The following is a 15,376-nucleotide window of genomic DNA, read 5'->3' on the forward strand; positions in this document are numbered from 1 at the left end:
GGATCAAGGCATCCCGGGCAATTCAGGAGTACAATAGCCCCATAAACGCGGTTCCACAGGAAAGTCCATGGCTGTCATTCAAGATATTATCGCTGCGCTCTGGCAACACGATTTTGCCGCGCTGGCGGACCCACACGTTGTTAGCGTTGTCTACTTTGTGATGTTTGCCACGCTATTTTTAGAAAACGGCCTGCTCCCGGCCTCTTTTTTACCCGGAGACAGCCTGCTCTTACTGGCAGGCGCGCTGGTTGCACAAGGTGTCATGGACTTTGTCCCCACGATCCTTATTCTGACGACAGCCGCCAGTCTCGGCTGCTGGCTGAGCTATATTCAGGGGCGCTGGCTGGGAAATACGCAAACGGTGAAAGGCTGGCTGGCGCAGCTTCCCGTTAAATACCATCAGCGCGCGACCTGTATGTTCGACCGGCACGGCCTGCTGGCGCTGCTTGCCGGGCGCTTTCTGGCGTTTGTGCGCACCCTGCTGCCCACAATGGCGGGGATTTCAGGGCTGTCCAGTCGTCGGTTTCAGTTTTTTAACTGGCTGAGCGGGCTGCTGTGGGTCGGCGTGGTGACCAGTTTCGGCTACGCGCTCAGCATGATCCCATTCGTGAAACGTCATGAAGATCAGGTGATGACGTTTTTGATGATCCTGCCGATTGCCCTGCTGGCCGCCGGTTTGATCGGCACATTATTTGTCGTGATCAAGAAGAAGTATTGCAGCGCCTGATTTGCTGATTGCCGGATGGCGCTTACGCCTATCCGGCTTACACATGATTAGCTTCCCTGCATCATTCTCATTCGTGCCGCATCCTCCCCCGGCGTTACGCCAAAATAGCGTTTGAACTCCCGACTGAACTGCGACGCGCTCTCGTAGCCAACGCGCATCGCAGCGGCGCTGGCTTTCATCCCGTCGTGAATGATCATCATCCGTGCTTTATGCAGACGATAGGTTTTCAGGTACTGCAACGGCGAGGTACTGGTAACGGATTTAAAATTATGATGGAACGCCGAGACGCTCATGTTGGCTTCCGCAGCCAGTTGCTCAACGTTCAGGTTCTCGGTGTATTTGGTTTCAATCCGCTTCAGCACCCGGCTAATCAGGCTGAAATGGGTCTGGCGGCTGACCAGCGCCAGCAGCGCGCCGCCACGCGGCCCCATCAGAACGTGATACAGAATTTCGCGAATAATCTGTTTCCCCAGAATACGCGCATCCAGCGGCCTTTCCATCACATCTAACAGGCGTTCCGCCGCACAAAGAATGTCATCCGACAGCGTGGCGGAGTTAATCCCGCTTGCCGCCATCGACGGTTGAAACAGATCGTCCTCGCCAATGTCCATCAGCAACTCCTGCAATTGCAGGATATCAACATTCAGACGAATCCCCGCGAGCGGTACTTCCGGCGTCGCATAAGTTTCACATTCAAAGGGTAAAGGTACTGTCAGCAGCAGATATTCATTGGCATCGTACTGAAATACGCGTTCATTGATATAACCGATCTTATGCCCCGAAAAGAGAAATATGATGCCAGGCTGATACATCACAGGCGTACGCAGCCCCGGCTCCGTGCCGTAGAGCAGACGCACGTCGGGCAGGCAGTCATTCAGGTTATTTTGATTGTTTATCAGCTGCTTAATTTTATCTGTCAGCAACAGGCAGATGGCTTCACGGTTCATGGCGCGCTTTTTTCTCATCGGTTTACGACGCTTTGATTGTGCGCAAATTTATCTTTTTTCTCCAGCACTCTGGAGAAATGGGCAAGACATTGGCAGAAATGAGCATTGAGAGGAAGGCGGCTGGCGACCACAATGTTCACCATCAGGCAGACATTCGCCTGCCCACTTTTTTACCCACATAAGGGAACGAGCAATGAACAACTTTAATCTGCATACCCCAACCCGCATTCTGTTTGGTAAAGGCGCGATTGCCGATCTGCGCGATCAAATCCCTCAGGGCGCCCGCGTATTGATCACCTACGGCGGCGGCAGCGTGAAAAAGACCGGCGTACTGGATCAGGTACATGACGCGCTGAAAGGTCTGGACGTGCTGGAATTTGGCGGCATCGAGCCAAACCCGTCTTATGAAACGCTGATGAACGCCGTCAACATTGTACGTGATGAGAAAGTGACGTTCCTGCTGGCGGTCGGCGGCGGTTCCGTGCTGGATGGCACTAAATTTATCGCGGCGGCGGCGCAATATGACGAAGGCGTGGACCCGTGGCGCATTCTGGAAACCCGTGGCAACGACGTGAAAAGCGCCGTACCGATGGGATCGGTGCTGACGTTGCCGGCAACGGGTTCAGAATCTAACTCCGGGGCGGTGATTTCCCGTAAAACCACCGGCGATAAGCTGGCCTTTATGACGCCGTTCGTCCAACCCGTGTTTGCGGTGCTCGATCCGGTTTATACCTACACCCTGCCGCCGCGCCAGGTTGCTAACGGCGTTGTGGATGCATTCGTTCACACCGTTGAGCAGTATGTCACTTACCCGGTTGACGGAAAAATTCAGGATCGCTTCGCCGAAGGTATCCTGCTGACGCTTGTCGAAGAAGGCCCGAAAGCGCTGAAAGAGCCGGAAAACTACGATGTCCGCGCCAACGTAATGTGGGCGGCCACTCAGGCGCTGAACGGTCTGATCGGCGCGGGCGTCCCGCAGGACTGGGCAACGCATATGCTGGGTCATGAGCTGACGGCGATGCACGGCCTTGATCACGCGCAGACGCTGGCTATCGTCCTGCCTGCGCTGTGGAATGAAAAACGCGATACCAAACGCGCCAAACTGTTGCAGTACGCAGAGCGAGTCTGGAATATCACCGACGGTTCCGACGATGCGCGTATTGATGCCGCCATCGCCGCCACCCGCAGCTTCTTTGAGCAAATGGGCGTACCGACTCGCCTGTCTGATTACGGTCTGGACGGCAGTTCCATTCCGGCATTGCTGGCAAAACTGGAAGCGCACGGCGGCACAAATCTGGGTGAACATCAGGACATTACGCTGGATGTCAGCCGTCGGATTTACGAAGCGGCTCGCTAAGGTTTTTTCGCCTCTGGCTTTCGTTTTTGGACATTTCGTCCAGACTTAAGTCACACAACCTCACCGGAGTTTGCTCCGGTGAGATCGCATAAAGGAGGAACGCATGGCTAATCCAACCGTTATCAAGCTACAGGATGGCAACGTAATGCCACAACTGGGCCTGGGAGTCTGGAAGGCAAGCAACGAGGAAGCAATTTCCGCCATTCATAAGGCGCTGGAAGTGGGATATCGCTCCATTGATACCGCTGCGGCGTACAAAAATGAAGAAGGCGTCGGAAAAGCGTTAAAAGATGCCGGTATCGACCGGGAAGAGCTGTTTATTACCACCAAACTGTGGAATGACGATCAGAAACGCCCTCGAGAAGCCTTGCAGGAAAGCCTGGATAAGCTCCAGTTGGATCACCTCGATCTCTATCTGATGCACTGGCCCGTTCCGGCTATCGACCATTATGTTGATGCCTGGGAAGGGATGATTGAACTGCAAAGAGAGGGGCTGGTGAAAAGCATCGGCGTGTGTAACTTCCAGGTAAACCACCTCCAGCGTCTGATCGATGAAACCGGCGTTACACCGGTGATCAACCAGATCGAATTGCACCCGCTGATGCAACAGCGTCAGCTGCATGCCTGGAATGCGACGCACAAGATCCAGACCGAGTCCTGGAGCCCGCTGGCGCAAGGCGGCACAGGCGTTTTCGATCAGAAAATCATTCGCGATCTGGCGGATAAGTACGGTAAATCTCCGGCGCAAATTGTGATCCGCTGGCATCTGGATAACGGGCTGGTGGTGATCCCTAAATCCGTCACCCCTTCACGTATTGCGGAAAACTTCGACGTCTGGGATTTCCGTCTCGACAAAGACGAATTAAGCGAAGTGGCCAAACTTGACCAGGGTAAACGCCTGGGGCCGGACCCGGATCAGTTCGGCGGCTAACCTTCCTTTCCGGCCCGACATTTCTGTCGGGCTTTTTGACTACCAGGCGGGTTTGGTAGAAAGTGTTGAGTCTGTACGCGACGCAAATTGTGAACTCAGCAACGGAGAAAAGGAATGAGCTGTATTTTTTGCCAAATCGTTGAGGGTAAAGCCCCCTGCCATAAGATCTGGGAAGACGAGCATCATCTGGCCTTCCTCTCCATCTTCCCGAACACCGACGGTTTTACGGTGGTGATCCCGAAGAAGCATTATCCCAGCTATGCGTTCGACTTGCCGCCGCAGGCGCTGGCCGATCTGATGCTTGCCACCCAAAAAGTGGCGAAAAAGCTGGATAACGCCTTCCCGGACGTGGGACGTACGGGAATGTTTTTTGAAGGATTTGGCGTGGATCATGTGCACAGCAAGCTCAGCCCCATGCACGGCACCGCTAACCTGAACGAATGGAAGCCTATTGAATCGCGGCAGGCGAAATTCTTTGAACAGTACGAAGGCTATTTGTCATCGCATGACCACGAGCGAGCGGATGACGAAAAACTGGCAGCGCTGGCCGCCAGAATTCGTGAAGCGAACGCGTAATCCGTCCGTTTGCCGGATAGCGGTGCAGGCACCTTATCCGGCAAACAGCTAACGGGTTTAACGTCCGGCTACCTTGCTGCGTTTTTTATTGCTTGCAGGCGTCTGACGCTGATGCGCCACTGGCGTATGCTTAGTCAACGCCGGGCGCGTATTGCGGTTCTGACGACGGGCTTCACGCATCTCGTCCAGCGTAGGCGCCGGAACCAGACACTCGCGACGACTGCCAATCAGATGCTTTTTCCCCATCTCTTCCAGCGCCTGGCGAATCAGCGGCCAGTTCGCCGGATCGTGGTAACGCAGCAGCGCTTTATGCAGACGACGCTGTTTGTCGCCTCTCGGCACCACCACGTCTTCACTCTTATAGCCAATTTTACCCAGCGGGTTTTTCCCGGTGTAATACATGGTCGTCGAGTTCGCCAGCGGCGACGGATAGAAGTTCTGCACCTGATCCAGACGGAAGCGATGGCGTTTCAACCACAGCGCCAGATTCACCATATCTTCGTCCCGCGTACCGGGGTGCGCAGAGATAAAATACGGGATCAGGTACTGCTCTTTCCCGGCCTGTTTTGAGTAAAGGTCGAACAGTTCTTTGAAGCGATCATAGCTGCCCATGCCCGGCTTCATCATCTTCGACAGCGGCCCTTCTTCGGTATGCTCCGGCGCAATCTTCAGATAGCCGCCCACATGATGGCTCGCCAGCTCTTTGATATAACGCGGATCTTCAACGGCAATGTCGTAACGCACGCCGGAGGCGATCAGGATCTTCTTGATGCCTTTCAGATCGCGGGCGCGGCGATAGAGGTTGATCGTCGGCTCATGGTTGGTATCCATATGCGAGCAGATATCCGGGTACACGCACGACAGGCGGCGGCAGGTTTGTTCCGCGCGCGGCGACTTACAGCGCAGCATATACATGTTGGCTGTCGGCCCGCCGAGATCGGAAATCACGCCGGTAAAGCCCGGTACGGTATCGCGGATCGCTTCGATCTCATTGATGATCGAATCTTCTGAACGGCTCTGAATAATGCGGCCTTCGTGTTCGGTAATCGAGCAGAACGAGCAGCCGCCGAAACACCCGCGCATGATGTTAATCGAGAAGCGGATCATTTCGTAAGCCGGAATGCGGCTGTCACCGTATGCCGGATGCGGCACGCGCTTATACGGCAGCGCAAAAACGCTGTCCATCTCTTCGGTAGAGAGCGGAATGGCGGGCGGGTTGATCCAGATATAGCGATCTCCATGCTTTTGCATCAGCGCACGCGCGCAGCCAGGGTTGGTTTCGTGATGCAGAATACGCGACGCGTGCGCATACAGCACCTTATCGCCCTTCACCTTCTCAAAGGACGGCAGCAGCACGTAGGTTTTCTCCCACGGCTTCGGACGCGGCGGCTGAACGGTCACGGCTTTGGCTTCCTGCTTTTTCGGCGCAACCGGTTTGTTATCCGCGCACGGCAGATCTTCGCCATACGGATGGGGGATCGGATCAATTTTCCCCGGCGTATCCAGACGCGTGGAATCAACCCCACTCCAGCCCGGCAGGGCTTCTTTAACAATAATCGCGGTGTTACGCACATCGCGGATCTGGCCGATCGGCTCCCCCATTGCCAGGCGGTGCGCAACTTCAACCAGCGGGCGCTCGCCGTTGCCGAACATCAGCATATCGGCTTTCGCATCCACCAGCACCGAGCGGCGTACGGTATCAGACCAGTAATCATAGTGCGCGGTACGACGCAGGCTGGCTTCAATACCGCCGAGGATCACCGGCACGTCTTTCCAGGCCTCTTTACAGCGCTGGGTATAGACCAGCGTCGCACGATCCGGGCGCTTGCCCGCCACGTTATCCGGCGTATAGGCGTCGTCATGGCGCAGTCGGCGATCGGCGGTATAACGGTTGATCATCGAGTCCATGTTGCCCGCAGTGACGCCGAAAAACAGATTCGGTTTCCCCAGACGCATAAAGTCATCTTTGCTGTTCCAGTCCGGCTGGGCAATGATGCCGACACGGAAACCCTGCGCTTCCAGCATACGACCGCAAATCGCCATCCCAAAGCTCGGATGATCGACATACGCATCACCGGTAACCAGAATAATGTCGCAGCTATCCCAGCCAAGTTGATCCATTTCGTCGCGTGACATCGGCAAAAAAGGCGCGGGACCAAAACAGGCCGCCCAGTATTGAGGCCAGGAGAAAAGATCTCTGTCTGGCTGGATCAGGGATATTGCGCTCATAATGCTTCCAAAAAAATGGTAAAAAAATAATCAAAGGCCGGGGATTATATGCCGGAACGAAAGAGAAAGGTATTCACTTCTCGCCCTTGCGGGCGAGGGAAGATTTATGGCGCCGGGTTCACCAGCATTTGTCCGATAGACCCCCGGTCGGCCATTTCCAGCGTCTGGCTGTTGAAGTAGAACGGGAAGTGCGCCCAGGAAGGCTGTCCGTAATAAACCAGCAATTCCACCTGTCCGTCCACCCATACCGTATCTTTCCAGCCCCGATCTTCCGGGAACGGCATGGCGCCATTGACGTTGCGGATCAGGAAAGAGACACCCTCAATATGGAAGGGCTGCGGCATATCGGCGCGAACGGTCCAGCGCTCCCAGGAACCTTGCTGGGCGGTGATATCAATGCGGTTGACGTCCCACAATTGCCCGTTGATGCCGGGATCGTCCCCGAGGCTGATATCCCGACTGCGAATCGGCGCGCCGCTGACAATCTCCGTTGGCAATAAACGCATCGGCAGACTGTCAGTCACCAGCGGCAGCAGCCCGGTTGGCCGTAAGGTCAGCACCAGCGTAGAGACCAGAATGCTGGAAGGTTCAAAGAAGCCACGGATGCGATCGACAATACTGGCCGCTTCCCCGCAGGTGATCGACACCTCATCGCCATTGGTCATATCGACCAGAATTTCCCGGCGTTCACCGGGCGCCAGCGACAGTTGTTTAACGGACACCGGCGCGGGTAAAAGTCCCTGATCGCCAGAAATAACATGCAGCGCGCGACCGTCGCTCATTTGCAACTGGTAACGGCGAGAGTTCGACGCATTCAGCAAGCGCAGGCGTACCCAGCCGCGGGAAACCTCCACGTAAGGACTTTGCGCGCCGTTGACCAGCAGCGTATCGCCAACAAACCCGCCGCTGCCCGGTTCGCTGTACTCCGGCGTACCGAAATTATCCAGCCGCTTATCCTGGATAATGATCGGGAAATCATCCACGCCGTAATGATTGGGGATCGGCAGCGATTTGCTGACCTCATCCTCGATCAGCCACATCCCGGCAAGGCCGTTATAGACCTGCTGCGCGGTACGGTTTGGCGTATTGGCGTGATACCACAGCACGGCGGCGTTCTGACGAATCGGCAATACCGGCGCCCAGTCAGCATTGGGCGACATCATCCGCGCAGGGCCGCCCATCAGCGGCCCCGGCACCTGCAATCCGCTGACGGTCATGGAGACATTTTCAGTCAGACGGTTGCTGTAGATGAGCTTAACGTCATCCCCTTTCCAGACGCGAATCGTCGGCCCCAGGTAACGCCCGTTAATCCCCCAGACGGGCGCGCGCGTACCCTGCGTAAAGGACCAGTGCGCGCGCTGCAACGTCATAAACAACGGCTGCCCGCGACGGGACTCCAGCAGCGGCGGAACGGGCAGAGGCTGCTGCTGACCGGCAGCATTAGCCTTCAGCGGAACGGCACCGGCACACAGTGCGATCCCCGAAGCCTGAATGAACTGACGCCGACTGAGTGACATATAAGCTCCATTTAAAACAGACAAAGAGTGCGCAGGAAGTCGTTTCCCACAAAAACGCGATCACACTGATTCAGACTTTGCCGGTCGCTTCGCGCTCTGCAATTTCCTGATCGAGTTCTGCAATTTTTTGTTCCATCAACGAGCGGCAATGCGCCGCCAGTTCACGAACCTGATCCTTACCAAACTGGCTGATGTCCACCGGCGGCAGCATCTCTACAATCACCAGACCGTTATTCAGTCGGTTAAGCTTAATTTTATTCGATGTATTGGAAACACACACCGGAATCACCGGAACACCGGCGGCGATAGCGGCATGAAAGGCGCCAGTTTTAAACGGCAGCAGGCCACGGCCACGGCTGCGCGTTCCTTCCGGGAACATCCAGATAGAGATACGGCGCTTTTTAAAATGGCTCACCACTTCTGCGATTGTGCCGTGCGCTTTGGCACGATTATTTCGGTCAATCAATAAGTTACCGGTTAACCAGTACAACTGGCCAAAAAACGGGATCCAGACCAGGCTCTTTTTGCCGACCGTCACCGTAGGCGGTTGCACAATGTTTGCTGCCGTCACCATATCGTAGTTGTTCTGATGGTTAGCGATATAGATAGCGTTGCCATAGCTTTCGGCATCAGCAGGCTTACGGCACTCCACCTTCAGGCCATAAAGCGGCGCCAGACGGCCAAACATATGGCCAAACGTCGCGACGTGCTTCGGGTTACGCGGGCTGAAAAGGCAGTAGATCGAACCGAAAATGCAGACAAGAATGCAGTAAATAACGGTAATGATTAGACGAAAGATATATAGCATAACAACCTCTGAAGGCCTAAGAGCGTCGCATTCTACGTCACCTGATATCAGGTTAGGGCTTTGTTAAGAGCGGCTCTCTGGAAAAGCGTATTGTTAATCGCAATGCGCGAATAAACAACGGTTTTACGGGAAATTTTATTGTTAATCCGGCCTGACAGCATCGTTAAAACCGCAGGCCGGACAAGACGTTTACGCCGCCATCCGGCACAATGAGATGGCCTGATGGCGCTTAAAATCGCCTTATTCTTCGCTGTCGCCGTCGCGGGCGCGTCGTGGCGAGTCAATCTCAATACGATCGATGCGCTGCAAACCGCGCATCAGCGTACCGCGACGACCGCGCTCGCCGGTCACTTTTTGCAGCTCTTCAGGGCGCAGTTTGATTTTGCGCTTGCCGACATGAATCGTGAGCGTGCTTTGCGGCGGCAGAACGTAGAGCTGGGCCAGCGTATCGTCGCCTCTGGCCGCTTCCGCAGACGGAATGTTGATGATCTTGTTCCCTTTCCCCTTCGACAACTGCGGCAGATCGCTGACCGGGAACATCAACATACGCCCGGCGGCGGTGATCGCCAGCAGCATATCGGTTTCATCTTCAATCACCACCGGCGGCATAACGTGCGCGTTTTCCGGCAACGTGATCAGCGCTTTACCCGCGCGGTTGCGGGCGACCAGATCGTTAAAGGTACAGACGAAACCATAGCCTGCGTCCGAGGCCATCAGCAGTTTCTGCTCATCCCCTTCCAGCAGCATATGCTCTACGGTCGCGCCCGGCGGCAGCGTCAGTTTACCGGTCAACGGCTCGCCCTGACCACGCGCCGACGGCAGCGTAATCGGGTCGATGGCGTAGCTGCGCCCGGTCGTGTCGATAAACACCACCGGCTGGTTGCTCTTGCCTTTCGCCGAGGCTTTCCAGCTGTCGCCCGATTTATAGTTCAGACCCTGCGCGTCAATATCATGGCCTTTGGCGCTACGCACCCAGCCCATCTGCGACAGCACGATCGTCACCGGTTCAGACGGCAGCATGTCATGCTCGCTCATCGCTTTAGCTTCTTCACGCTCGCGCAGTGGGGAGCGGCGATCGTCGCCATACGCGTCTGAATCCGCCTGCAACTCTTTCTTCAGCAGGGTGTTCATTTTGCGCTCGGAGGCCAGAATGCCCTGCAATTGATCGCGTTCTTTCGCCAGCTCATCCTGTTCGCCGCGAATCTTCATCTCTTCCAGTTTGGCGAGATGGCGCAGTTTCAGTTCGAGGATAGCTTCGGCCTGGGTTTCCGTGATGCCAAAACGCGACATCAGCGCCGGTTTCGGTTCATCCTCATGGCGGATTATCTCAATCACTTCGTCGATATTGAGAAACGCCACCAGCAAACCTTCCAGAATATGCAGGCGCTTGAGGACTTTCTCCAGACGATAGTTCAGGCGACGACGCACGGTATCGCGACGGAACGCCAGCCATTCGGTCAGGATCTCCAGCAGGTTTTTCACCGCCGGGCGACCGTCCAGACCGATCATGTTCAGGTTGATGCGGTAGCTCTTTTCCAGGTCCGTGGTCGCAAACAGGTGGTTCATCACCTGCTCCATATCCACGCGGTTGGAACGCGGCACGATCACCAGACGGGTCGGATTTTCGTGATCGGACTCGTCGCGCAGATCGTCAACCATCGGCAGCTTTTTGTTCCGCATCTGGGCGGCGATCTGCTCCAGTACGCGAGCGCCGGACACCTGGTGCGGCAGCGCGGTAATCACCACCGCGCCATCTTCTTTTTTCCATACCGCGCGCATACGCACGGAGCCGCGACCATTTTCGTAAATCTTACGGATTTCCGCACGGGAAGTGATGATTTCCGCTTCGGTCGGGTAGTCCGGCCCCTGCACGATATCCAGCACCTGCTCAAGCGTTGTTTTCGGCTGCTCAATCAGGGTGATCGCGGCTTTCGCCACTTCGCGCAGGTTATGCGGCGGAATGTCTGTCGCCATCCCAACGGCGATGCCGGTGGTGCCGTTGAGCAGAATATTGGGCAGACGCGCAGGCAGCATCTTCGGCTCTTGCAGGGTGCCATCAAAGTTCGGCACCCAGTCCGCCGTCCCCTGACCGAGTTCGCTCAGCAGGACTTCCGCGTATTTCGACAGGCGGGATTCGGTATAACGCATCGCCGCGAAGGATTTCGGATCGTCCGGCGCGCCCCAGTTCCCCTGCCCGTCAACCAGCGGGTAACGGTAAGAGAACGGCTGCGCCATCAGCACCATCGCTTCATAACAGGCGCTGTCGCCGTGCGGATGGTATTTACCCAGCACGTCGCCGACGGTACGGGCGGATTTTTTAAATTTGGCGCTGGCGCTCAGCCCCAGTTCAGACATCGCGTACACGATGCGACGCTGAACCGGCTTCAGTCCGTCACCAATAAACGGCAACGCCCTGTCCATGATGACGTACATGGAGTAGTTCAGATAGGCGTTTTCCGTGAATTCATGCAGCGCAAGGCGCTCTGCCATATCGCTCATTAATCGTGGTTCCTCAACTGTTAGCCTGAACAATAACCCAGTATCCGTCAGGCAATATTGCCGCAGATACTACCTTATCTGGCGCGTTGAGTCACAAAGAAAAAGGGCCACGAGTGCAGCCCTGATGGGGTTTATTTGGCGACTTTGGTGATTTGCTTCACGTCGATTTCAACGGAATTCCAGTCTTTATCCACTTCACCCTGGATTTCAACCAGGTCCTGCGGCGTTACGGTAACGCCGTTCCAGCGTTTGTGGTCGATATCGACATTCACCGTCCCGGTGGCATCCTTGAACAGATACAGATCGTCGGAGATACGCTCAACGATGTTACCGCGCAGGGTGACCCAGGCGTCATCACGCATTGATTTCGCGCTTTCTACGGTCGTATTACTCCCATTCGGGCCAACAAACCCGCCGCCCTGACTTTGCGTCGCCGTCGGGCCAGAAAATCCACCTTGCTGAGCCGCCAGAACCGGAGCGGAACACAACGCCATTACGGCAACCATTGCAGCCAATTTTTTCATGACTCTCTCTCCCTTTTTACGCTGTTTCGTCTCAATTAAATAAGGTAATCCTTAACAACTTCTTAAGGCAAAAAAAGATACTTTTTTTTCTGTACAACGCGCGCCACGACAGGGTTTACTGGCGAGAGAAAGAGTCACCGCAGGGATGAACATATGCGTATTTTACTGGTAGAAGATGACGCGCTGATTGGCGACGGCATCAAGGCGGGTTTAAGCAAAATGGGGTTCAGCGTCGACTGGTTCACCGAAGGTCGTCAGGGTAAAGAAGCGCTCTACAGCGCGCCTTATGATGCGGTGATCCTCGACCTTACGCTACCGGGGATGGACGGGCGGGATATCCTGCGCGAATGGCGTGAACAGGGAAAACGCGAACCCGTACTGATTCTGACGGCGCGCGATGCGCTGGCGGAGCGCGTGGAGGGGCTGCGTCTGGGGGCGGACGACTATCTGTGCAAACCTTTCGCGCTGATTGAAGTCGCCGCCCGCCTGGAAGCGCTGTTACGCCGCGCTAACGGCCAGGTGAGCAACGAACTGCGCCACGGCCAGGTTACGCTCAATCCCGGTAATCTGGTCGCGACGCTGGCAGGCGATCCGCTGCCCCTGAAGCCGAAAGAGTTTGCCCTGCTGGAGCTGCTGATGCGCAACGTCGGGCGCGTGTTGCCGCGTAAGCTCATCGAAGAGAAGCTGTATACCTGGGACGAAGATGTCTCCAGCAATACCATTGAGGTACATGTTCATCACTTACGCCGTAAGCTGGGCAGTGATTTTATCCGCACCGTACACGGGATCGGCTACACCCTGGGCAACCCATGAAACTCACACAACGTCTCAGCCTGCGCGTCAGGCTCACGCTTATTTTTCTGATCCTGGCCGCCATCACCTGGGTGGCCTCCAGCTTCGTGGCCTGGAAACAGACGACCGACAACGTCGACGAGCTGTTTGATACCCAGCTCATGCTGTTTGCGAAGCGCCTTATTACTCTGGATGTCAACGAAATCTCGGCGCCTGAACGGATGGCGCAGACGCCGAAAAAATTGAAGCATGGTCATGTCGATGACGATGTGCTGGCCTTTGCGGTGTATACCGCCGACGGCAGAATGGTGCTGAACGATGGCGATAATGGCCGGGATATTCCCTACAGCTACCGTCGGGAAGGTTTTGATGACGGATACCTGAATGGCGATGATGATAAATGGCGTTTTGTCTGGCTGACCTCTGCGGATGGCAAGTACCGTATCGTCGTCGCTCAGGAGCTGGAGTACCGCGAGGATATGGCGCTGGCGATTGTCACCGCGCAGCTAACACCGTGGCTGATCGCGCTTCCGCTGATGCTGCTCATCCTGATTGTGCTGCTTAGCCGGGAGCTCAGGCCGCTGAAAAAGCTCGCCCAGGCGCTGCGTTTGCGCTCCCCGGAATCGGAAGAGCCGCTTGACGATAAGGGTGTGCCAAGTGAGGTTCGTCCGTTAGTCGGCGCGCTCAACCAGTTATTTGCCCGTACGCATTCGATGATGGTGCGCGAGCGGCAATTCACGTCAGACGCGGCGCATGAGTTACGCAGCCCGCTCACTGCGCTGAAAGTACAAACCGAGGTGGCGCAACTCTCGGACGACGACCCGCAGGCGCGTCAAAAAGCGCTCATGCAACTGCATACGGGGATTGAGCGCGCCACGCGCCTGGTGGACCAGCTCTTAACCCTTTCACGGCTCGACTCGCTCGATAACCTGCAAGATGTCGCGGAAGTCTCGCTGGAGGCGCTATTGCAATCCGCCGTGATGGATATCTGGCAACCGGCCCAGCAGGCGCATATTGACGTGCGTCTGCACGTTAACGCCCACAACGTCACGCGCACGGGCCAACCGCTGCTGCTCAGCCTGCTGGTGCGCAATTTGCTGGATAACGCCATTCGTTACAGTCCACAGGGCAGCGTGGTGAACGTGACGCTGAATGCCCGGTATTTTACCGTCCGGGATAATGGCCCCGGCGTTTCGCCGGCGGTGCTGGCGCGTATCGGCGAACGATTCTATCGCCCGCCAGGTCAGAGCGTCACCGGCAGTGGTCTGGGTTTGTCGATTGTCCGCCGCATCGCCTCGCTGCATGGGATGAGCGTCTCGTTTGGCAATGTGCCGGAAGGAGGCTTTGAAGCCGTAGTAACCTGGTGATCGCGAGATTATTGCGCAATGAGCAAAAGACTTTGCACATTTTGCTCATTTCGCCGGGCCGCTCATCTGCGTAAAATCTGTTTCAAACGCATTCCTGAGAGGACAAATAATGAGCAACATTCTGATTATCAACGGGGCGAAAAAATTTGCGCACTCCAATGGTCAGTTGAACGATACCCTGACCGAAGTGGCGGATGGCCTTCTGCGCGACCTCGGGCATGATGTCAAAATCGTCCGCGCTGAAAGTGATTACGATGTCAAAGCCGAAGTACAGCACTTCGTCTGGGCTGACGTGGTTATCTGGCAGATGCCTGGCTGGTGGATGGGCGCGCCGTGGACCGTAAAAAAATACATGGATGACGTCTTTACCGAAGGCCACGGTACGCTGTACGCCAGCGATGGCCGCACCCGTTCGGACGCGTCAAAAAAATACGGCTCCGGCGGTCTGATTCAGGGGAAAAAATACATGCTTTCTCTGACCTGGAACGCACCGATGGAGGCTTTCACCGACAACGATCAGTTCTTCCACGGCGTTGGCGTGGATGGCGTATACCTGCCGTTCCACAAGGCCAATCAGTTCCTCGGAATGGAAGCGCTGCCGACCTTTATCACCAATGACGTCATCAAAATGCCGGATGTCCCGCGTTATATCGCAGAATATCGCAAGCATCTGAGCGAGATTTTTGGTTAACTAGTAGCCTGGAATTAGAAGGAGTTAACCATGCTTACTGTCATTGCTGAAATCCGTACCCGTCCAGGTCAACATCACCGTCAGGCGGTACTGGATCAGTTTGCCAAAATCATTCCGACCGTGCTGAAAGAAGAGGGTTGCCACGGCTACGCGCCGATGGTCGATCACGCTGCGGGCGTGGCCTTTCAGACGACCGCACCTGACTCAATCGTGATGGTTGAACAGTGGGAAAGCGTTGCGCATCTCGAAGCGCATTTGCAAACCCCGCATATGAAAGCCTACGCCGAAGCCGTTAAAGGCGACGTGCTGGAAACAAGTATCCGTATTCTGGAGTCAGGCGTTTAAGTTTTGCGCTAAATGCCGGATGGCGCTTCGCTTATCCGGCCTACAGCGCATTCCCCGAATGTAGGC

At 55.8% G+C, this 15,376-nt stretch carries 14 protein-coding genes; 8 read left to right on the forward strand and 6 right to left on the reverse strand.

Annotated features, from left to right (window positions below; genetic code table 11):
* Positions 1-67 precede the first annotated feature (67 nt).
* Positions 68-727: a DedA family general envelope maintenance protein YghB gene (gene yghB / locus OGY62_RS00745; protein WP_012135142.1), complete on the forward strand. Its 660-nt coding sequence runs from the start codon at positions 68-70 to the stop codon at positions 725-727.
* 47 nt (positions 728-774) lie between these two features.
* Here yghB and OGY62_RS00750 read toward each other — a convergent pair whose 3' ends face one another.
* Positions 775-1,674 (reverse strand): AraC family transcriptional regulator, encoded by a 900-nt coding sequence (locus OGY62_RS00750; RefSeq protein ID WP_137675730.1) that lies wholly within the window; start codon positions 1,672-1,674, stop codon positions 775-777.
* A gap of 193 nt (positions 1,675-1,867) precedes the next feature.
* Between OGY62_RS00750 and yqhD the strand changes: the two genes are divergently transcribed.
* The 3 genes from yqhD (at position 1,868) to OGY62_RS00765 (ending at position 4,538) form a co-directional block, all read left to right on the forward strand.
* Positions 1,868-3,031, forward strand: coding sequence for an alcohol dehydrogenase (gene yqhD / locus OGY62_RS00755; RefSeq protein ID WP_134769047.1), 1,164 nt, complete (start codon positions 1,868-1,870; stop codon positions 3,029-3,031).
* 103 nt (positions 3,032-3,134) lie between these two features.
* Complete coding sequence (gene dkgA / locus OGY62_RS00760; RefSeq protein WP_230031952.1) at positions 3,135-3,962, forward strand: 2,5-didehydrogluconate reductase DkgA; 828 nt, start codon at positions 3,135-3,137, stop codon at positions 3,960-3,962.
* A 114-nt stretch (positions 3,963-4,076) separates the two neighbouring features.
* Positions 4,077-4,538 (forward strand): HIT family protein, encoded by a 462-nt coding sequence (locus OGY62_RS00765; RefSeq protein ID WP_049009960.1) that lies wholly within the window; start codon positions 4,077-4,079, stop codon positions 4,536-4,538.
* A 57-nt stretch (positions 4,539-4,595) separates the two neighbouring features.
* On the opposite strand, the gene OGY62_RS00770 is transcribed toward OGY62_RS00765, so the two are convergent.
* From OGY62_RS00770 to OGY62_RS00790, 5 genes are all read right to left on the reverse strand, one after another.
* Positions 4,596-6,767, reverse strand: a complete 2,172-nt coding sequence (locus tag OGY62_RS00770) for a YgiQ family radical SAM protein (protein WP_012135148.1) — start codon at positions 6,765-6,767, stop codon at positions 4,596-4,598.
* 104 nt (positions 6,768-6,871) lie between these two features.
* A complete protein-coding gene (gene ftsP, locus OGY62_RS00775) occupies positions 6,872-8,284 on the reverse strand; it encodes a cell division protein FtsP (RefSeq protein WP_012135149.1) in 1,413 nt (470 codons plus the stop codon).
* Between the two features lie 70 nt (positions 8,285-8,354).
* Entirely contained in the window at positions 8,355-9,092 is a 738-nt protein-coding gene (gene plsC, locus OGY62_RS00780) for a 1-acylglycerol-3-phosphate O-acyltransferase (RefSeq protein WP_047461176.1), read from the reverse strand.
* A gap of 240 nt (positions 9,093-9,332) precedes the next feature.
* Entirely contained in the window at positions 9,333-11,591 is a 2,259-nt protein-coding gene (parC, locus tag OGY62_RS00785; RefSeq protein ID WP_286458864.1) for a DNA topoisomerase IV subunit A, read from the reverse strand.
* A gap of 131 nt (positions 11,592-11,722) precedes the next feature.
* Positions 11,723-12,115 carry a YgiW/YdeI family stress tolerance OB fold protein gene (locus tag OGY62_RS00790; RefSeq protein ID WP_012135152.1) on the reverse strand — a complete coding sequence of 131 codons (393 nt, stop codon included), beginning with the start codon at positions 12,113-12,115 and terminating at the stop codon, positions 11,723-11,725.
* 153 nt (positions 12,116-12,268) lie between these two features.
* Here OGY62_RS00790 and qseB point away from each other — a divergent pair, with 153 nt between their 5' ends.
* The 4 genes from qseB to OGY62_RS00810 all read left to right on the forward strand — a co-directional run bounded on the left by qseB (position 12,269) and on the right by OGY62_RS00810 (position 15,310).
* Positions 12,269-12,928, forward strand: a complete 660-nt coding sequence (qseB, locus tag OGY62_RS00795; RefSeq protein ID WP_012135153.1) for a quorum sensing response regulator transcription factor QseB — start codon at positions 12,269-12,271, stop codon at positions 12,926-12,928.
* Positions 12,925-14,274, forward strand: coding sequence for a quorum sensing histidine kinase QseC (qseC, locus tag OGY62_RS00800; protein WP_286458865.1), 1,350 nt, complete (start codon positions 12,925-12,927; stop codon positions 14,272-14,274). The genes qseB and qseC overlap by 4 nt, the downstream gene beginning before the upstream one ends.
* Before the next feature lie 109 nt (positions 14,275-14,383).
* On the forward strand, positions 14,384-14,965 hold the full coding sequence (locus tag OGY62_RS00805; RefSeq protein WP_047461170.1) for an NAD(P)H-dependent oxidoreductase: 582 nt from the start codon (positions 14,384-14,386) through the stop codon (positions 14,963-14,965).
* Positions 14,966-14,995: 30 nt separating this feature from the next.
* On the forward strand, positions 14,996-15,310 hold the full coding sequence (locus tag OGY62_RS00810) for a putative quinol monooxygenase (protein ID WP_012135156.1): 315 nt from the start codon (positions 14,996-14,998) through the stop codon (positions 15,308-15,310).
* Positions 15,311-15,376 lie beyond the last annotated feature (66 nt).

It is taken from the genome of Citrobacter sp. CK198, from assembly GCF_030333295.1.
In the GTDB taxonomy this organism is placed as follows: Bacteria; Pseudomonadota; Gammaproteobacteria; order Enterobacterales; family Enterobacteriaceae; genus Citrobacter_B; species Citrobacter_B koseri.

Coding starts and splice junctions, on each gene's coding strand:
- qseC (WP_286458865.1), top strand. CDS start 12,925: ATGAAACTCACACAACGTCTCAGCCTGCGCGTCAGGCTCACGCTTATT.
- OGY62_RS00750 (WP_137675730.1), bottom strand. CDS start 1,674: ATGAACCGTGAAGCCATCTGCCTGTTGCTGACAGATAAAATTAAGCAG.
- OGY62_RS00810 (WP_012135156.1), top strand. CDS start 14,996: ATGCTTACTGTCATTGCTGAAATCCGTACCCGTCCAGGTCAACATCAC.
- OGY62_RS00805 (WP_047461170.1), top strand. CDS start 14,384: ATGAGCAACATTCTGATTATCAACGGGGCGAAAAAATTTGCGCACTCC.
- OGY62_RS00790 (WP_012135152.1), bottom strand. CDS start 12,115: ATGAAAAAATTGGCTGCAATGGTTGCCGTAATGGCGTTGTGTTCCGCT.
- OGY62_RS00770 (WP_012135148.1), bottom strand. CDS start 6,767: ATGAGCGCAATATCCCTGATCCAGCCAGACAGAGATCTTTTCTCCTGG.
- OGY62_RS00765 (WP_049009960.1), top strand. CDS start 4,077: ATGAGCTGTATTTTTTGCCAAATCGTTGAGGGTAAAGCCCCCTGCCAT.
- yghB (WP_012135142.1), top strand. CDS start 68: ATGGCTGTCATTCAAGATATTATCGCTGCGCTCTGGCAACACGATTTT.
- dkgA (WP_230031952.1), top strand. CDS start 3,135: ATGGCTAATCCAACCGTTATCAAGCTACAGGATGGCAACGTAATGCCA.
- qseB (WP_012135153.1), top strand. CDS start 12,269: ATGCGTATTTTACTGGTAGAAGATGACGCGCTGATTGGCGACGGCATC.
- parC (WP_286458864.1), bottom strand. CDS start 11,591: ATGAGCGATATGGCAGAGCGCCTTGCGCTGCATGAATTCACGGAAAAC.
- plsC (WP_047461176.1), bottom strand. CDS start 9,092: ATGCTATATATCTTTCGTCTAATCATTACCGTTATTTACTGCATTCTT.
- yqhD (WP_134769047.1), top strand. CDS start 1,868: ATGAACAACTTTAATCTGCATACCCCAACCCGCATTCTGTTTGGTAAA.
- ftsP (WP_012135149.1), bottom strand. CDS start 8,284: ATGTCACTCAGTCGGCGTCAGTTCATTCAGGCTTCGGGGATCGCACTG.